The 16265-nt window shown below is 35.8% G+C and carries 16 protein-coding genes and 4 pseudogenes; 1 reads left to right on the forward strand and 19 read right to left on the reverse strand.

Annotated elements, in window-relative coordinates; genetic code table 11:
- The 6 genes and pseudogenes from C9J37_RS29205 to C9J37_RS25795 form a co-directional block, all read right to left on the reverse strand.
- Positions 1-701, reverse strand: a pseudogene (locus C9J37_RS29205) (hypothetical protein); the annotation flags it as partial.
- Positions 702-736: 35 nt separating this feature from the next.
- Positions 737-988 carry a hypothetical protein gene (locus tag C9J37_RS25770; protein ID WP_107897679.1) on the reverse strand — a complete coding sequence of 84 codons (252 nt, stop codon included), beginning with the start codon at positions 986-988 and terminating at the stop codon, positions 737-739.
- Between the two features lie 379 nt (positions 989-1367).
- Entirely contained in the window at positions 1368-1811 is a 444-nt protein-coding gene (locus tag C9J37_RS25780) for an SMI1/KNR4 family protein (RefSeq protein ID WP_107897681.1), read from the reverse strand.
- Positions 1808-2233, reverse strand: a complete 426-nt coding sequence (locus C9J37_RS29485; RefSeq protein WP_107897682.1) for an HNH/ENDO VII family nuclease — start codon at positions 2231-2233, stop codon at positions 1808-1810. The genes C9J37_RS25780 and C9J37_RS29485 overlap by 4 nt, the downstream gene beginning before the upstream one ends.
- Before the next feature lie 57 nt (positions 2234-2290).
- Positions 2291-3523 (reverse strand): IS110 family RNA-guided transposase, encoded by a 1233-nt coding sequence (locus tag C9J37_RS25790; protein WP_107897683.1) that lies wholly within the window; start codon positions 3521-3523, stop codon positions 2291-2293.
- 133 nt (positions 3524-3656) lie between these two features.
- The gene (locus C9J37_RS25795; RefSeq protein WP_107897684.1) at positions 3657-4433 is read right to left on the reverse strand and encodes a recombinase family protein; all 777 of its coding nucleotides are present in this window, start codon (positions 4431-4433) and stop codon (positions 3657-3659) included.
- A gap of 164 nt (positions 4434-4597) precedes the next feature.
- On the opposite strand from C9J37_RS25795, the gene C9J37_RS25800 reads away from it, so the two are divergent.
- Positions 4598-4798 carry a helix-turn-helix domain-containing protein gene (locus tag C9J37_RS25800; protein WP_107897685.1) on the forward strand — a complete coding sequence of 67 codons (201 nt, stop codon included), beginning with the start codon at positions 4598-4600 and terminating at the stop codon, positions 4796-4798.
- 335 nt (positions 4799-5133) lie between these two features.
- Here C9J37_RS25800 and C9J37_RS25805 read toward each other — a convergent pair whose 3' ends face one another.
- The 13 genes and pseudogenes from C9J37_RS25805 to C9J37_RS25870 form a co-directional block, all read right to left on the reverse strand.
- On the reverse strand, positions 5134-5631 hold the full coding sequence (locus C9J37_RS25805; protein ID WP_107897686.1) for an SMI1/KNR4 family protein: 498 nt from the start codon (positions 5629-5631) through the stop codon (positions 5134-5136).
- Between the two features lie 5 nt (positions 5632-5636).
- Positions 5637-6005 (reverse strand): annotated as a pseudogene (locus C9J37_RS25810) (sugar-binding protein); the annotation flags it as partial.
- A gap of 1446 nt (positions 6006-7451) precedes the next feature.
- Positions 7452-7817, reverse strand: a complete 366-nt coding sequence (locus C9J37_RS25815; protein WP_107897687.1) for an SMI1/KNR4 family protein — start codon at positions 7815-7817, stop codon at positions 7452-7454.
- Complete coding sequence (locus C9J37_RS25820) at positions 7798-8148, reverse strand: HNH/ENDO VII family nuclease (RefSeq protein WP_107897688.1); 351 nt, start codon at positions 8146-8148, stop codon at positions 7798-7800. Before C9J37_RS25820 ends, C9J37_RS25815 begins: the two co-directional genes overlap by 20 nt.
- A gap of 154 nt (positions 8149-8302) precedes the next feature.
- Positions 8303-9538, reverse strand: a pseudogene (locus C9J37_RS25825) (IS110 family RNA-guided transposase).
- 147 nt (positions 9539-9685) lie between these two features.
- Positions 9686-10462, reverse strand: coding sequence for a recombinase family protein (locus tag C9J37_RS25830; RefSeq protein ID WP_107897689.1), 777 nt, complete (start codon positions 10460-10462; stop codon positions 9686-9688).
- 409 nt (positions 10463-10871) lie between these two features.
- On the reverse strand, positions 10872-11123 hold the full coding sequence (locus C9J37_RS25835; RefSeq protein ID WP_107897690.1) for a hypothetical protein: 252 nt from the start codon (positions 11121-11123) through the stop codon (positions 10872-10874).
- Positions 11124-11135: 12 nt separating this feature from the next.
- Positions 11136-11624 (reverse strand): hypothetical protein, encoded by a 489-nt coding sequence (locus C9J37_RS25840; protein WP_107897691.1) that lies wholly within the window; start codon positions 11622-11624, stop codon positions 11136-11138.
- Complete coding sequence (locus C9J37_RS25845) at positions 11615-12082, reverse strand: hypothetical protein (RefSeq protein WP_107897692.1); 468 nt, start codon at positions 12080-12082, stop codon at positions 11615-11617. Before C9J37_RS25845 ends, C9J37_RS25840 begins: the two co-directional genes overlap by 10 nt.
- 673 nt (positions 12083-12755) lie before the next feature.
- Positions 12756-13109: a hypothetical protein gene (locus tag C9J37_RS25855; RefSeq protein ID WP_036217931.1), complete on the reverse strand. Its 354-nt coding sequence runs from the start codon at positions 13107-13109 to the stop codon at positions 12756-12758.
- An 82-nt stretch (positions 13110-13191) separates the two neighbouring features.
- Complete coding sequence (locus tag C9J37_RS28605; protein ID WP_167397435.1) at positions 13192-13551, reverse strand: hypothetical protein; 360 nt, start codon at positions 13549-13551, stop codon at positions 13192-13194.
- A 564-nt stretch (positions 13552-14115) separates the two neighbouring features.
- Complete coding sequence (locus C9J37_RS25860; RefSeq protein WP_107897693.1) at positions 14116-14514, reverse strand: hypothetical protein; 399 nt, start codon at positions 14512-14514, stop codon at positions 14116-14118.
- Positions 14515-14881: 367 nt separating this feature from the next.
- Positions 14882-16116 (reverse strand): annotated as a pseudogene (locus tag C9J37_RS25870) (IS110 family RNA-guided transposase).
- Positions 16117-16265: the final 149 nt, after the last annotated feature.

Genomic DNA, 16265 nt, shown 5'->3' on the forward strand with positions numbered 1-16265 from the left:
GCTCTTCTTTTTGAAAATCTTTTATCCCATTGATATCTTTTATATTCTTCTTTTGTTACTGTACGATTTTCAATCTTTTCTTTTATTTTTTTCTGCTGACCCCTACTTAAAGATTTGTATGGTGTAAGTTTTGGTGTTAAATCAAGTTCTGCTTTCAGTACCCTTTGGGCAATAATCTCTTTTCCTACTGCTACTTCTTTATTACCCAGAGCTTCACCCGCACCCTTAGTTCCCTCAGCAGGTTTACTATCTTTTGCTGGCGGTTTGGAACTATTCGATGGCTTGTTTTTCCCAAGTGTTCCCGTATCCGTTATTCGGCCAACGTTCACACCGGCAAGCTCTAACTGCGGTGTTCCCAACTGACGCAATTGGTCCTTTACTTCGGCTACTTTGGTTTGGAACTTATCTTTTACGGTGTCTAGCTTTTTAGTGGCTTTTTCTTTTAGTTGGCCTATTGATCCTTTATTCGTAACGGTTTTAATACCATCAACTACACCATTAAATGCTTTCGCACCCTTAGTTACTAATTTACCACCTGTCACTGCCATTCCTGCGAATGGTATCATCGCTCCTACGGAGAGGGCTGCATTTACCTTGTCTCCTCTTGCATAATAAATCACCGCATTCAAGCCATCTGCTACTTCTCCAACCCCCGGAACCAGCCCTACGACATCTAATCCTACTTGGAGCGTGTCTAACATATTTTTAGGTGTTACAGTACTTACTACGACTTTGCCTAATGCTCTGGCCTTTTCTCAATTCTTAGGGTATGTAAATATCCTTCTGTTTCTCTAAAGTTTTTAAAATATATATGAATGTATACATCGTCACTTTTCCGCATGTGCAATTCATAGCTATATGTTCCACTATAAATCTTCATTTTCACTTTATATTTCTTCACTCCCAACATATAAACACGTAAAAATGCCGAATGTGGTACATCATTATAATCTATAACAAACTTATCTATTGAAACCTCTATTTCCATCGCATTTTCTTCCCCTTGTATGCTAGTACTTTCAGCTTATAAAAAGGTGGAACCACTTTTTATAATTTTATAAATCATCAAATATTCAGATTAAAATCTCCCATACCCCTTACATCTTCAAAACCAAAAATAGTTATCACACCATCGTCCATATGTTTATAAATAACCAATAATAACGTTGAAAAAGCAAAAGGCTTATTTTCAAAATGTATTTCATCTAACTCATCTAACTCATCTAACTTCTTCTGCCAACATTCAATAAACACTCCAGAGGAATTTAAAGATTCTTAGAAAAGTATAAAAGAGCGTCAGAACTTACTAATTTTTTGCTTAGAAATTAGTATGTCGACGCTCTGAGACACTTACCCTCTACATATCATTAAAAGTGTATATTTATTTCTTCTCTTAATGCCTTTTCTAAATATTCTTCAAAATTAATAGCAATCACTTCTTCTTCACATGTATCATGATCAAACCTTATTATTTCCATACTAGGTGAATTAAAACCTACTGGATTGCCTGCACCATCTATTCCAATTACAACAAATTTCTCATAATCTTTCGGAAGACTCTCTCTAAACTTAAGTGTTTGATTTACAAATGACGGCGTAGCAACAAACTCCGCCTCTTTCAATCCTAAAACAACTGCTTCACCAACTGCTCCCGAACCATACCTCAAAAGAAAAATCTTAAAATCATTTGGCAAATTGGCTTTTAGCTCGTCTTCAGCTTGTGTCACATCCTCAATGTTTACAGGTCCTCCAAATGCTTCAGGACACATTTCAAACTCTTCATCAATTGCATTTAACAATTCTATTTTCATTCAATTATCCCCCTTTTAATAATTTCATTTGCATATCTTGCTTTCCAGTATTCCTTACGCCATGTATTAAATTGCTGTCTTTCTTCACCGGCACCAACTCCACCTTTATTCCCTAATGGATGTTGTCTTTTATTCCCTAAATCATGATATCGATTAGGCATTTCAATTATTGGTCCTTCAACTTTTTGTTCATGATGATGAAGTATAATTGTATCATTTGCTCCATCTTTTGGAGAGTAACCTTTTTTAAATAAAAACTTTACTTGTTTATCAGATAAATGTGATAATGGGCGTTGAGCTTTAACCTCAAAGCCTCTAAAAGTTGCTTTGAATTTACCTGTTTGTTCGTACCCTTCTATTGCTTTTTGAATCTCTTTAGGCGTTACTTTATAAATATCGTCTTTAACCGTACCCTTAGGAATATCTACTAATGTACTTTATGAAAGGATGATAGTTTGTTAAACCACCACCCATTTTGTTTAACTTACTTTTTCTTTAGGTTGATCTGGCATGATATACGCCGTTTTGTTTCTCATCATACCATAGATGATTCTGACCAACCTTCTCATAATACAGAGAAGAGCTTGTGCCTTGGACTTTCCTTCATTTAGTTTCTGATTATAGTAAGTATAAAACACAGGGTTACGAGGTATTTTACTACCTTTACATACTTGAACTTGTTGAACAGCTAGGTTGTAAAAGGTATCATATAATTTTCGATTACCTTGCTTTGTTTTCTTCATCGTTTCCTTACCGCCCGACCCCATTTTAATAGGGGCTATTCCTGCATATCTTGCCAGTTTATCAGAGGTTGCGAACCGATGAATGTCACCGATTTCCGCAATCAAAGCGGAGGAAGTAACCGTATCAATCCCTGGCATCGTTTCAAGCTGCATATCTAGTGTTTGGATAGTTACTTTTAATTCTCTATCTACTTTCTGAATTTCCTGCTTCTTAAAGCGAATATCTCGGACGATACTCTGAATGATAAAATCTCTTGATGTTTGGTATTCACGCTTTATCTCTCCATCTGTTTGAACAAGTGATAAAATATGTTCTGCTTTTCTCGTTGAACAAGCATTGTTACTCGCTTCTAATAGGAATACTCTTAATCTTTCTATTGTTTCCCCCTCCAAATGAGAGGGAGAGGGATAATTCCCCCAAAAGGCTAATGCTGTTTTGCCATCCACTTCTGAAAAGAAATCCTTGTAACTTGGATAATGATAGTTTAATTGCATATGAAGTTGATTCTTCAAAGCAGTTTGTGCTTTCACTAAAGCATTTCTTCTGCCCACAAGTTGAGCGATTATCCAATGAATATCGGATGGTGTAGCGTCTGGTAAATACGGTAGCTTACGAATTAAAACATCTGCCACACACTGGGCATCCCAACTATCATTCTTTTGAGTCATGGCGTAGCTGTTTCGTTCTGCATTGGATAAGGAGGAATTAACAAACTTCACTATATAACCTTGTTCTAATAGGTATAACGCTAAATCTCTACCATAACCACCCACATCTTCTAATCCAAATACAGGAGTCAATCCTTCTGATAGGAATCTATTCACGTATTCTAAAAAACTTGGAAACATCAAAGGTTTATTTTGAAACGTCATTTCTCCTAGCTTTTCAAACCAACAATCCAATATCACTGCCGTATGCTGAAATTTATGTAAATCTAGCCCTATATAAATATGATTATCTCGTTTCATCAGAAAACCTCACCCCTCATTTAGATTAAACGGATAAAGTGAGACAGAGAATGTCGGCAACCTTAGGTCGAGCGTTAGTCTCATAAAGACTTGCAAGGGTACGAAAGCCTATCCATTCTCTATCTGTTAACCGTTATAAAATGGCTTGATGTTTGCCATCTGCTGTTATGTCTCCATAGTGATATAGCCCACTATAAAACGCTTTTCTATCTAAAATCCGTTTGATCTGGACTTTCGTAAACAACTTCCCTTGTTTCGTTCGATGTCCTTCCTCATTCATTTTCTCTGCTAACTGAGATAATGTCCAAGAAGGATATTGTTGCTTTAAGTCAAATACTCTTTGTACTGTCTGTGCTTGTCTATCATCTATGACAAGCCTTTTTTGACCTTTTTTCACTTTATAGCCTAAAGCTACATTACCACCTGCATAGCCACCCTGTTGGGCTTTCTTGTTTCGCCCTCTTCCTAGCTTTAACGATATTTCTAATCGTTGATATTGGTCTAATAACTCCATTAAGCCATTGATTAAAAAGTCACTAGGGTCTTTCTTATGGATACTATATTGTGGTTGTTCAATACTCCGAATGTCCACTCCAAGCTTTTTAAATTCACGATGAACTAACACTTTTACAATGTCTGACCGCCATAATCGACTTGTATTCAATGTGACAACATAATCCACCTCATGGTAGGAGAGATACTCCAACATCTCCTGAAATCCTAATCTGTCCACTTCTAACGCTTCTTCATCGACTTTAGCCCCACTGATACCCTCGTCCTTAAACAAGCGTAAAAGCGTGTATCCTTGAGTCTGACAATACGCTTTAATTTCATCTTCTTGGTAAGCAAGACTGTATCCATCCCTTACTTGTCCTTGCGTGGATACTCGAATATATCCGATAACTTTCATGATATTTCCCCCTCCGTTACGCTAATTGAGATTAACGTAACGCTTAGCCGCTATATTCATTATAAATTCATTGTATGCGGCTTTAGCGATACATTCAACCCCTTTACCGATACAAATTTGTAGTGTATCGTAAACGTAACATGAAAAAGAGAAAGGGAATCACTATGCCTATTTCAATCAAACTAAAAGAAATCTTGAAAGAACGTGACCTTTCACAACGTGAATTGGCACGTATGACAGGGCTTCGTCCCAATACAATAAGCCATCTTTGTTCAGACAATGTGGACAGGGTTTATCTGTCAACGATAGAAACGGTATGTAAAGTGTTAGAAATCGACATTCAGGAGTTAATGGAGGTGGAGTAACCTCTCGACATAGTAATCGTTCTATGTACGTCAAAGTTGCGAAAAAAATTTCGAACGTAGAGAAAACAAAGATAAAGTATTTAAAGATTAGAGTGGAAGTAACTGACGATTTCAAGTTATTGTGAATGTAGAAAATGCTATAAATAGGGTATAAATTTAATAGTGAATGTACGTACTATATAATTTGATAATACATCTTGTAGGTATTACAAAGGTTACATCAAATCTTGTATTTGTAAGCAGGATATTCAACACTGGGTAGCCTCTCACAAAAAGAAACCTTGACGGACTTTTTGCCAATCAAGGTTCTAATTATTGTGTTTAGTAATTATTATTTAATCAATGTCATCATAAGCATCACCTAGATTAACGAAATCATTTCTTAGCCAATACCAATGTTGACCTTGATTACTTATCAATCGTTCAAGTAAATCTGTAAAGGAAGTTGCAATAATTTGCGACTCCCCCACAAGTCCGTGACGGTCAAAGAAGCTATCGTAACATCGCCCTAGTCTATCCTCTTTGAGGTCTATTGTTAAATATTCATCCTTGCCATCGTTACATATAATATACCAATTAGATGAGATATCTTCTTCGCACAATTCACCTACTATTATTGGATTTGCAAGAATAAATCTTTCTGGAGGAACAATATAAATGGGGTAATCTTCATTTTCGAATAAGACTAATCCACCACAAAGACTATAAAACTCTTTTAAATCCTCTGGTAATATGTGCTTTGTTATCTCAATACTAGGTAGCCCAGTAGGTTCTAATATACGACAGTAAGGTAAAACCTCTATTTCTTTAAGTAACTGCTTAATCTTCTCCATTTACTTCACTCCCGATAGTTATAAAGATTAAAAGCTTTGTAATACTCCTGTCTAGCTGATTTAGGAACATTTGCAGCATCAAACATATCTTCTGTAAGCCTTTGTATCTCCTTTGGTGAGACTGATTGCCAATCAACTTTCCCTCCAACTTTTTTACCCGTTTTTTCAAATAACCATTGTCTATACACAGCTTTTGTAGCATCGTGTTGTTGTTTTGTTAATGCTATAGTCGGGGTATTCCCTCCTCTACTTACATAGTTTGAAACATTATGTTTAGCCCACACATCCATAACACCATGGTGATTTTCTAAAGGTGAATTACTAGGTCTATATGGTACGACATCATTAGGTTTTACAGTTTTATCTATACCCTTAGTTCCCTCAGCAGGTTTACTATCTTTTTCTGGTGGTTTGGAACTATTCGATGGTTTTGGATTCGGCGTTGGCTTATTTTTCCCGACTGTTCCCGTATCCGTTATTCGGCCAACGTTCACACCGGCCAACTTTAACTGCGGTGTTCCCAACTGACGGAACTGGTCCTTTACTTCGGCTACTTTTGTTTGGAACTTATCTTTTACGGTGTCTAGCTTTTTAGTGGCTTTTTCTTTTAGTTGGCCTATTGGACCTTTATTCGTAACGGTTTTAATACCATCAACTACACCATTAAATGCTTTAGCACCTTTAGTTACTAATTTACCACCTGTCACTGCCATTCCTGCAAATGGTATCATCGCTCCTACGGAGAGGGCTGCATTTACCTTGTCTCCTCTTGCATAATAAATCACTGCATTCAAGCCATCTGCTATTTCTCCAACCCCCGGTACCAGCCCTACGACATCTAATCCTACTTGGAGTGTGTCTAACATATTTTTAGGTGTTACAGTACTTACTAAGGCTTTGCCTAATGCTCTGGCCTTGTCTCAATCCTTAGGGGTATGTAAATGTCATTCTGTTTCCCTAAAGTTTTATAATATAGATGAATATATACATCGTCACTTTTCCGCATGTGCAGTTTATAGCTATATGTTCCACTATAAATCTCCATTTTCACTTTATATTTTTGCAATCCCACCATATAAACACGTAAAAATGTAGAATGTTGTACATCCTTATAATCTATTACAAACTTATCTACCGAAACCTTTATTTACATTGCCTGCTCCTCCCCTTGTATGCAAGTACTTGTATAAAATTTAACACTTAGTACACTAATTAAATAATCGTAATCTTTCCAATTTACGTATATAAACATGCAAAAAAGCACTTGTCGCCTGTCATAGACAATCAAGTGCTTTAAGTTCATACATTTTCTAAGTTTATTAATATTTGCAAGTTTTATAAGTTATTTTAGTATTGACAGTATGACATCTTTATTAACACTTAGCAAGTGTAACGTTTAAACCCGTTAGCTTGTTTAATCTCGTGTGTTTGTTTCTTATGACATCATAAAGTAGTCCTTGTAAGTAAAATGTCATCTCGCCTATTCTCGCTCTAATTGCCGTAATATTAAAATAATGCTAATACTCCTTGATGGTATAACCTTCATGGAGTTAGTACTTCAAATTCGAGAATATTCTTAACTGTAAACAAGTTAAAAATGAGCGTCTTTCATTGTACTCCTGTTTATCGCCACGAACTTTGTCATTCTCGTATGTAAATATAAACCAAGTAGTAAATGTAATAGTTTTATCTTTTGTCACTGCAACCAATTTCATATATCTGCTACTTATTGTAAGATTCAAGACAAACAGAAAAAGAAAAAGAAAAAGAAAAAGAAAAACCTTGATTAAGTAACAAGCACCTGATCAAGGTTTAGTGAATTATTTTGAGAATTTTTCTACTAAAAATGTATACAAATTTTCATATTCATTTATTCCATCCTCGTCATCTTGCTCCCAGTCAATAATCGGACATTCATTATTGGCTAATCTTGAAGTATCAAGACAATACACACCGGATCCGTAGTTCTGTATTACAACGAACTCCATCGGTAAACCATATTTTCTCCATTCTTCCGTTTCTCTTACACAAGTTGAAACCCCGCGAAGTCCACCTCCGAAAATCTCTATCCCAAAAACTCCCCCAGTTCCATATTCTCGCAAAAACCATTTATAACTTTCTGGCAACTTTACATTAAGCCTTTTCTCAATATCACTAATTCTACTATTAATCTCCTCGAAAATCATTATATTTTTGATCTAAATCTGGGTCACTCCTAAAACTACGTTTTTTCCTCGTTTTTCTTTCCTTCCTAATCTCTGAAATCTCATCTATAGATTTATTAGCCTTTGAAGCTATTTTATCAATAGGCTTAACTCTTTTAAATTTATTTTTTTCTAAAAGTCTATGAAGAATTCGATAGTTTTTCTGATGTACTGTTTGAGGAATCTCTACCATTGGTCCTGGTTCCTGTTGTAATATATGATGCAAATTGATAGCCTTACCATCTCTACCTAAAGGTGCCCATCCCATTTGAGCCCTCTCTAAATTAGTAAGACCTTTATCAGGATCAACCATGTTCCAATCAATATCATTCCTTTGATAAACCCTTCTTCCTTGATATTCTACAGAAGAATATATCTTGCTGTTAAATTTTGCATTTTCAACTTTACCCGTACCCTATGTTGTAATCTTAAAAGCTAAAAATAAAAAAATCAGTTATTTACCACTATTAAACTACTTCTTTTTCTTTCACTATCGGCAATTCATAAGCTGTTTTATGCTTCATCATTCCATAGATAATGTTCACAAGCCTTCTCATTATACAAACCAATGCTTGTCCCTTTGTTTTGCCTTCTTTAAGTTTCCTTTGGTAGTAAGCATAGAACACTGGGTTTCTTGGAAGTTTGCTCTCTTTTGCTACTTGCGCTTGCTGTACGGCGAGGTTATAAAATATAGCGTGCAGCGCCCGATTTCCCTGTTTGCTTTTTTGTTCCTTGCCTTTCCCGCCAAAACCAAAGTAAACAGGCGCAATCCCCGCAAATCGTGCTAATTTATTGGCATTAGGAAAGACCCTTACATCACCTATCTCGGCAATTAATGCGGAAGCTGTCACAAGGTCAATTCCTGGCATAGAGTCTAGTTGAAAGTCTAGTAAGCTCATTAACTCTTTTAATTCTCTTTCCACCTTGCCTATTTCCTGCTTTCCAAATAAAATATGGCGCAAAATGCTTTCTACAAAAAAATTTCGTGTTTCTTGATATTCTTTTGTTGTATTCCCATCCTCTTTTACTAGCTTCAATATTTCATTTGCTTTTTTCACGGAACACGTATTATTACTCACTTCTAATAAAAAGGTAGTCAATTGTTTTACACTCACACCCTCTAAGCAAGATGGTGAAGGGTACTTTTCCCAAAATGCTAGTGCTGTTTTTCCATCCACCTCTGAGAAAAACTTCTTATAGCTTGGATAATGGTGGTTCAATTGAATGTGAAGTTGGTTCTTCAAAGCACCTTATGCTTTCACCAATGCATTTCTTCTAGTGACCAGCTGTTGTATCGACCAATGTAAATCATGTGGTTTTTCATCTGGCAAATGGTTCAGTTTATTCAACAAGATGCGTGCCACACATTCTGCATCCCAGCTATCACTCTTTTGTGTGGTTATATGGCTTTTTCGTTCAGCGTATGAAAGTGCTGGATTAACCTCTTTTACAACTCGTCCATGGTCCGTTAGATATTGTGCCAGTGCTCGACCGTAACCACCCACATCTTCTAAACCAAAAACAGGTGTCAAACCATCGTCCATATGTTGATAAATATCCAGTAAAAACTTTGAAAAAGCAGATGGTTTATTTTCAAACTTTATTTCATCTAGTTTCTCTTGCCAACAATTAATAATAACCGCCACATGGTGTTGCTTATGTAAATCTACCCCCACATAAAAATGCTTCTGTCTTTCGTGCATTAACTTATCCTCCTATTCAATGGAATGAAAATGCCGGCAACCTTAGTTCGAGCGTTCACCTATCGTGCGCATTGGTACGAAAGCCTATCCATTTTCACCTTTACATAGGGATATATAAGAAAATGAGTCCCTTTTTTAAGTAACCTTTTAAATTATTGCTTCATGTTTTCCATTTGCCTGTATTTGTCCGTATGTATAGATCCCTTGATAAAAACTTTCTCGGTCTAATATTCGCTTCACTTGTACTTTCGTAAATGCTTTCCCTTGGGTTGTTTGATACCCTTCTTCATTTAAAGCATCTGCCAACTTAGACAGTGACCATTTTTTATTTTTTTGTTTAAGTTGAAATAATCTTCTTACTACTTCTGCATGCCCGTAATGTATTTTTAGTTCTTTTTCACCCTTTTGTTTGGTATAGCCAAATGTCGCCCTTCCTCCTGCATCTCCGCCTTCCTTTGCCTTTTTATTTCTCCCTTTTGTTAGTTTTAGGGCTATTTCAAGTCGTTGGTATTGGTCTAATAACTCCATTAAGCCATTGACCCAAAAGTCGTTTGGGTCTTTTTTGTGAATGCTGTAAAATGGCTGTTCAATGCTTTTAATATCACAGCCATATTTCTTCAACTCGCGTTGAATCAGTACCTTCACAATATCTGACCGCCATAATCGGCTTGTATTCAGCACCACCACATAATCAATTTGGACAGACGAAAGGTGAGCCAACATCTCCTGTAAGCCCACCCTGTCTATTTCTAATGCTTCTTCATTCAGTTTTGCGCCACTAATTCCTTCATCTCTAAAAATATGAATCAAGTTTAAGCCTTGTTCCTTACAATATGCTTTAATTTCATCTTCTTGATATTTCAAGCTATATCCATCTCTTACCTGCCCTTGAGTTGAGACTCGTATATACCCAACAACGTTCAACTTTTCACCCTCCCGTTACGAAAATTACAATTTATGTAACACTTTTTAAACGAATAGCGAGTATTATACGACCGTCTCTAATAAAAACACAACCCGCAATTTATTAAACCAACGCAGCATAAGGACTCCCATTCACGTTTCCTATTGTTTATCGCCACGAGCTTTGTCAATCTCTTTAGTTTTTTGCCATTCTATGTCATAACTACCCCTGCTATGTGAAATGTCATCTCGCCTAATTCTCGTTATTGTTCAGTTCATCCAACTGTTAACACGATACTCCATGATGGTACTACCATCATGAGCTCTCGATTCTCAAACAAATCATTTTCTTATTGTCTCACCAATTATCATCTGTTTTAAAATAGATTGAAGTAAAAAACCTTGAAAGGCCTTTCAAGGTTTAAACTCCTTAGGATTCAAATGTCATTTTCTCAGGAAATACACCGCCGTCCTTAACTAGAAATCTTGCCATTCTTTGAGCCGCTCTATCGAAGTAAAATTGACTTGAATGATTTGGGTTGTTAATCGGTTCTAATTCGGAGAACATTCTAGTTTCTTTGTTTAATTCAATCTTTCCCATTATCTCTTCTTTTGGACCGAATCTATAAATCACAACTGATTCATCCTCGTAGTCTTTCAAGAGTAAAACAAAAGCTCCCATTTATGATCACCTCTAATCTATTTCCCACGGACGACCTGACCTAATAGCAGCGTCGTGAGCAGTTTCATAGTTTGTCTTAAATATACCTTCAAACCTTGACTCAAACAATTCATGATTCAATAAATCAATGTCTTTCGAGTTGTAAGTTCCTTGCTGTAATCTAGTCCATGCTTGGGCAATTTCATAATCAGGGTCAAACCTTCCATTTCCACTTGACTTGATATGTTCATTATTAAATACATGGTCTTTGATGCGTTGAATTCGAATTTCTGAAATTCCTGTGTTCTTTGAAATCGCCTGAACATCTGAAGTTGATGCTCTTATACTATCATACATTTTCGATGCTTCAGCTTCTTGACGGAAATATTCATCTACTGAGAGGTTATTACGACCCCCAGTTTGAACATTACCCGTACCCTTATCATGCTTCTTCACATACTCGCCTAGTTGATCGATTTCTTTTTGGGTTGTCTTTGCATCCTTTGCCTTTATTATTGGCAAGAATCGTAGGTATCTTCTATTACCTTTTCCCAATTTCGTACGTTTTCTAATACTTCTTCGCCCTTTTTCACTTTCCTAACAGGGTTAATTAATGAGACCGCTGCTTCAAAATTTTCTTTAATTGGCGCATTTGCATCAGACACTTTGAGATAATCCTCAATAAACAGGGCATATGACATTTTGGAGCCTAGCATCACATAAGGATATAGGCCATCTGGAGTGACAGTTGATTCTGCACTTAAGACCTTGCGTTTATCTGCAAGCGTTGTGATTGGTTCACCATCACTGCCGATAACTCTCGTTTTTCTGTGCTCATCTAATAGGGCTTTTAGTTCGGCTTCACTTGTTATCCTGTTTTTATCCACTGACGCAGTTTTTGCCTTTGTACTTGAACTATTCGTTGGTTTCTTGGTTGCTTGCGCAGCTTTTTTCACCACTGGTAGTACCTTTTCTTTCATTACCTGCTTCGTTTGTTTGACAGCCGCCTTTACCTGTTGCTGGGCTTTTGCCAGGAAAGGTAATCCTACTATGTACCGGGATATACTGTCTATTATATATTATGATTTTGACCCTAGAATCTTATTATTTTAACCATAATAAAAACCTTGAAAGGTGATTAGCCAATCAAGGTTTGTTTGGTATTCAAAATAAATCTCTCTTGATATAAGATATCATTATTTGTTTCTTCGAAAGAAATAATTAGTTTAAATTAAATATTTTTTCGCATCAACTTTTAGTTTCAAAAACTTCGATACCCTAAATTTAATCCATGTGTTTCTCAGTAATCTGTATACTTCTCTTCAAATTTAAGTCCGGGTATCTTTGATCTAAGCAATACAGTAATTCAGTATACTTTTTCTTTGCAAATTAGATGCCACTTCTTCAAAAACATCACTTAAAAATGAAAGTTCTGTTTTTATACAAACCTGCAAAAAATTCAGAGTCTAATTTGCATCTCCGCTTAATAAAATAATTAACTCTTCCCATCTTTGTTCAATTCTTGGATCATTATTATCTAGTAATGCTCTTGCACCTAAGATTGCTCTGACTTTGTCTTCAAACATTTTTATACCTCCCTTTATAATTGAGGAGGGATTTAACATTATACATGAACTCACTATTACCATTAGTTCAATTATTCATGTTATTAACTATTCTTATCACAATTTCTTTGTCCCACTCATCAAGATCAGTCATTAATTCTTCATATTTCAATTTCGATTCAGGTGTATTTATAGTCCCAAGTGCCGCAATGCTATAATGGCCTATTGTATCAATACCGAAAAGTTTATTTACTTTAGGGTCTCTAAATTCACTAATCTCTACTAACCTTGATATAATTTTCTCATTACATAATTTTCTATTGACAATCTGATCTATAGCACTCACCAATACTTGATTATGATGAATATCCAAACATTTAATAATCTCTAGGTCGTTTAGTTTTCCCTCTCTAATTTCCCTTGATAAACTTAAAGGTTTCATTTCTCATCGCCTCCCTTTATTCATTTATAGGACCAAATGCTTCCTTTTGGTGCATACGCTATGATATCACGATCTAATATTCTTACTTCTGTCCCCGCTTCCTTTGTTTTCTTAATAATACTTTCCCATTCTTCAGGATGTGAGAGACGACCTGGACCATATATATATATATAAATGGGTCAGCATCATTTTTCCCTAACACAGGTAACCTACTATTACCTGTACCCTTATCCTCGGTAGGCTTTTTATTCGAGCCATTTTGTGATGGTTGGGTATTAGACGGCTTCGGACTTGGAGTTGTTGTGTTTCTTCCAACTGTTCCTGTATCCTCTATGTATCTACCGTCTATACCTGCTAATGAAAATTCATGCTGCTGTGATCGTAGCATCTGACGCAGTTGCTGTTTGACTTCGGCTACTTTGGATTGTATCTGTGTTTTCACGTTCACTACTTGCTTTTTGACTTTTTCTTTTACACTGCCTAAGAAACCTTTATTCGCATTTTGTACACTTTTACTGATGCTATTAAATGGTAATATTTTAAATTTGCGTATTTAAACATGCAAAAAAGCACTTGTCGCTTATTATAGACAATCAAGTGCTTTAAGATTTATTAATTTTCTAAGTTTATTAATATTTGCAAGTTTTATAGGTTGATATTGACAGTATGACATCCATTAATAATTCTTTTAAGTAAAAGTTATCTCGCTCTTATTGCTTTATTATAAATATAAGTTTGGTCACTCTTGTTAGTTATTCCACATTATACCAACATTGCCGTTTTAAATGTCTCTCGCCTAATTCTAGTTCTTTTCTCTGTAGCCCTAACCTAATGTTACAAAATTTCATGAGCTCTCGATTTTCAAAACAAATCATTCTTCTCACTTTGTCCCACTATATTTTAAGCTCTTATATGACATCTTAGTATCTTTTCTAACAGTATGCATTTTCATTTGTCATAGCTGACCACCTTTAACCATCGTGTGGTAGCCCAACTAGCAAAATTTCTAGAAAATAACTATTTGTGGTGCAGTTGCTGAAATCACTTCTATGATATCATCTTCTGTAATAAATACATAATGTTCTATATTCTTTTCGATAAATTTTTCACAACTTTCTTCATTAAACCATTTTATAAATGAAGAATTATTTGATTTATATAATGGCCATGAAAAAAAGTCACCGCCATATTCTTCTGACCAGTAATTGATAGATTGTAACATATCCCCTTCATCGGTCATTCTACAAGATAACGCTGTATAGCCAAAAATAAATTCAATTTTTTTGTCATTTTCACTTTCAAATTGTATTTTTAATCCGGTCCTATCTTGCAAAAGGCTTTCTAGCCAAATTCCATTAGGAAAATCATCCAAAGGTTCCCATTTTTGCCAAAATTCTTTTTCCATAGTTTTACTCCTTTTAATATCGGAATTTTATTCTATCATACTTACCTTCTATAATCTCAATCGTTGGTTCATTACCTGAACTTTTCGATCTTACATTTATATCTACCATATTGCCATTTAAATTTATCTGACCTCGTTTACCAATCTCTAAACCGGTCTTCTTATCAATAAGCGGTTTTATATTTATAGGATTTAATGCTTCGAAATCCTTTAATGCTTCGTTATATCCACCAGTTTTCGGATATATTGTGGATTTCTTCTCTTGTAAAGGTTTTGCACCGCCAATTAAATCATCAACTGTTTTACCCGTACCCTATGTTGTAATCTTAATATCCGCTAATAAAAAAACAATCTCTCTTAAACCTTATTAAACTACTTTTTCCTCCTTTATTATCGGTAATTCATAGGCTGTTTTGTGCTTCATCATGCCGTAAATAATGTTTACAAGCCGTCTCATTATACAAACCAATGCTTGTCCCTTTGTTTTCCCTTCTTTTAGTTTCCGTTGATAGTATGCATGGAATACTGGATTCCTTGGCAGCTTACTTCCTTTTGCCACTTGTACTTGCTGTACAGCTAAGTTGTAAAATAAAGCGTGTAGCGCCCGATTTCCTTGCTTGCTTTTTTGTTCCCTTCCTTTCCCACCAGAGCCAAAGTAAACAGGCGCAATACCCGCAAATCGTGCTAATTTGTTGGCATTCGGAAAACGGCGTACATCGCCTATTTCTGCAATTAAAGCTGAAGCTGTCACGAGATCTATGCCTGGCATCGTGTCTAATTGAACGTCTAGTAAACTCATTAACCCTTTTAATTCTCGTTCCACATAGCGCATTTCCTGCTTCTTAAATGAAATGTCTCGGACGATGCTCTTTACTAGAAAGTCTCGTGTTTCTTGGTGTTCTCTTACTGTGTTTCCATCCTCTTTCACCAATTTTAAAATTTCACTCGCTTTTTTCACCGAACATGTATTGTTACTGGCTTCTAATAAAAAAGTGGTCAATTACTTAACACTTGCACCCTCTAAACAAGGTGGAGACGGATATCGTTCCCAAAATGCCAATGCTGTTTTTCCATCAACCTCTGAGAAAAACTTCTTATAGCTTGGATAGTGGTGGCTTAATTGAATATGTAGTTGGTTTTTTAAAGCACCTTGTGCCTTTACTAATGCATTTCTTCTAGTGACCAGTTGTTGTATCGACCAAAACAAATCCTGCGGTTTAGCATCTGATAACTGGTCTAGTTTGTTCACCAAAATTCTGGCTACACATTCTGCATCCCAGCTATCACTTTTTTTGTGGTCATGTGACTTTTGCGTTCAGCGTATGAAAGAGCTGGATTTACTTCTTTTACAATTTGTTCATGGTCTGCTAAATATTTAGCTAATGCTCTCCCGTAGCCCCCAACATCTTCTAAACCAAAAATAGGTGTCAAACCATCGTCCATATGTTGATAAATATCCAGTAAAAACGTTGAAAAGGCAGACGGTTTATTTTCAAACTTTATTTCATCTAGTTTCTCTTGCCAACAATTAATAATAACCGCCACATGGTGTTGCTTATGTAAGTCTACTCCCACATACACGTGTTTTTGTCTTACATGCATATGCCCATCCTCCTGTTCAATTGAATGAAAATGCCGGCAACCTTAGTTCGAGCGTTCACCAACTGGTGCGCATTGGTACGAAAGCCTATCCATTTTCACCGTTATATGAAGATATATAAGTAAATGAGCACCTTTTTTAAGTAGCCCTT

This window comes from Lysinibacillus mangiferihumi (assembly GCF_003049665.1).
GTDB lineage: Bacteria > Bacillota > Bacilli > Bacillales_A > Planococcaceae > Lysinibacillus > Lysinibacillus mangiferihumi.

Coding starts and splice junctions, on each gene's coding strand:
- C9J37_RS25770 (WP_107897679.1), bottom strand. CDS start 988: ATGGAAATAGAGGTTTCAATAGATAAGTTTGTTATAGATTATAATGAT.
- C9J37_RS25780 (WP_107897681.1), bottom strand. CDS start 1,811: ATGAAAATAGAATTGTTAAATGCAATTGATGAAGAGTTTGAAATGTGT.
- C9J37_RS25790 (WP_107897683.1), bottom strand. CDS start 3,523: ATGAAACGAGATAATCATATTTATATAGGGCTAGATTTACATAAATTT.
- C9J37_RS25795 (WP_107897684.1), bottom strand. CDS start 4,433: ATGAAAGTTATCGGATATATTCGAGTATCCACGCAAGGACAAGTAAGG.
- C9J37_RS25800 (WP_107897685.1), top strand. CDS start 4,598: ATGCCTATTTCAATCAAACTAAAAGAAATCTTGAAAGAACGTGACCTT.
- C9J37_RS25805 (WP_107897686.1), bottom strand. CDS start 5,631: ATGGAGAAGATTAAGCAGTTACTTAAAGAAATAGAGGTTTTACCTTAC.
- C9J37_RS25815 (WP_107897687.1), bottom strand. CDS start 7,817: ATGATTTTCGAGGAGATTAATAGTAGAATTAGTGATATTGAGAAAAGG.
- C9J37_RS25820 (WP_107897688.1), bottom strand. CDS start 8,148: ATGGTTGATCCTGATAAAGGTCTTACTAATTTAGAGAGGGCTCAAATG.
- C9J37_RS25835 (WP_107897690.1), bottom strand. CDS start 11,123: ATGGGAGCTTTTGTTTTACTCTTGAAAGACTACGAGGATGAATCAGTT.
- C9J37_RS25845 (WP_107897692.1), bottom strand. CDS start 12,082: ATGAAAGAAAAGGTACTACCAGTGGTGAAAAAAGCTGCGCAAGCAACC.
- C9J37_RS25855 (WP_036217931.1), bottom strand. CDS start 13,109: ATGAAACCTTTAAGTTTATCAAGGGAAATTAGAGAGGGAAAACTAAAC.
- C9J37_RS25860 (WP_107897693.1), bottom strand. CDS start 14,514: ATGGAAAAAGAATTTTGGCAAAAATGGGAACCTTTGGATGATTTTCCT.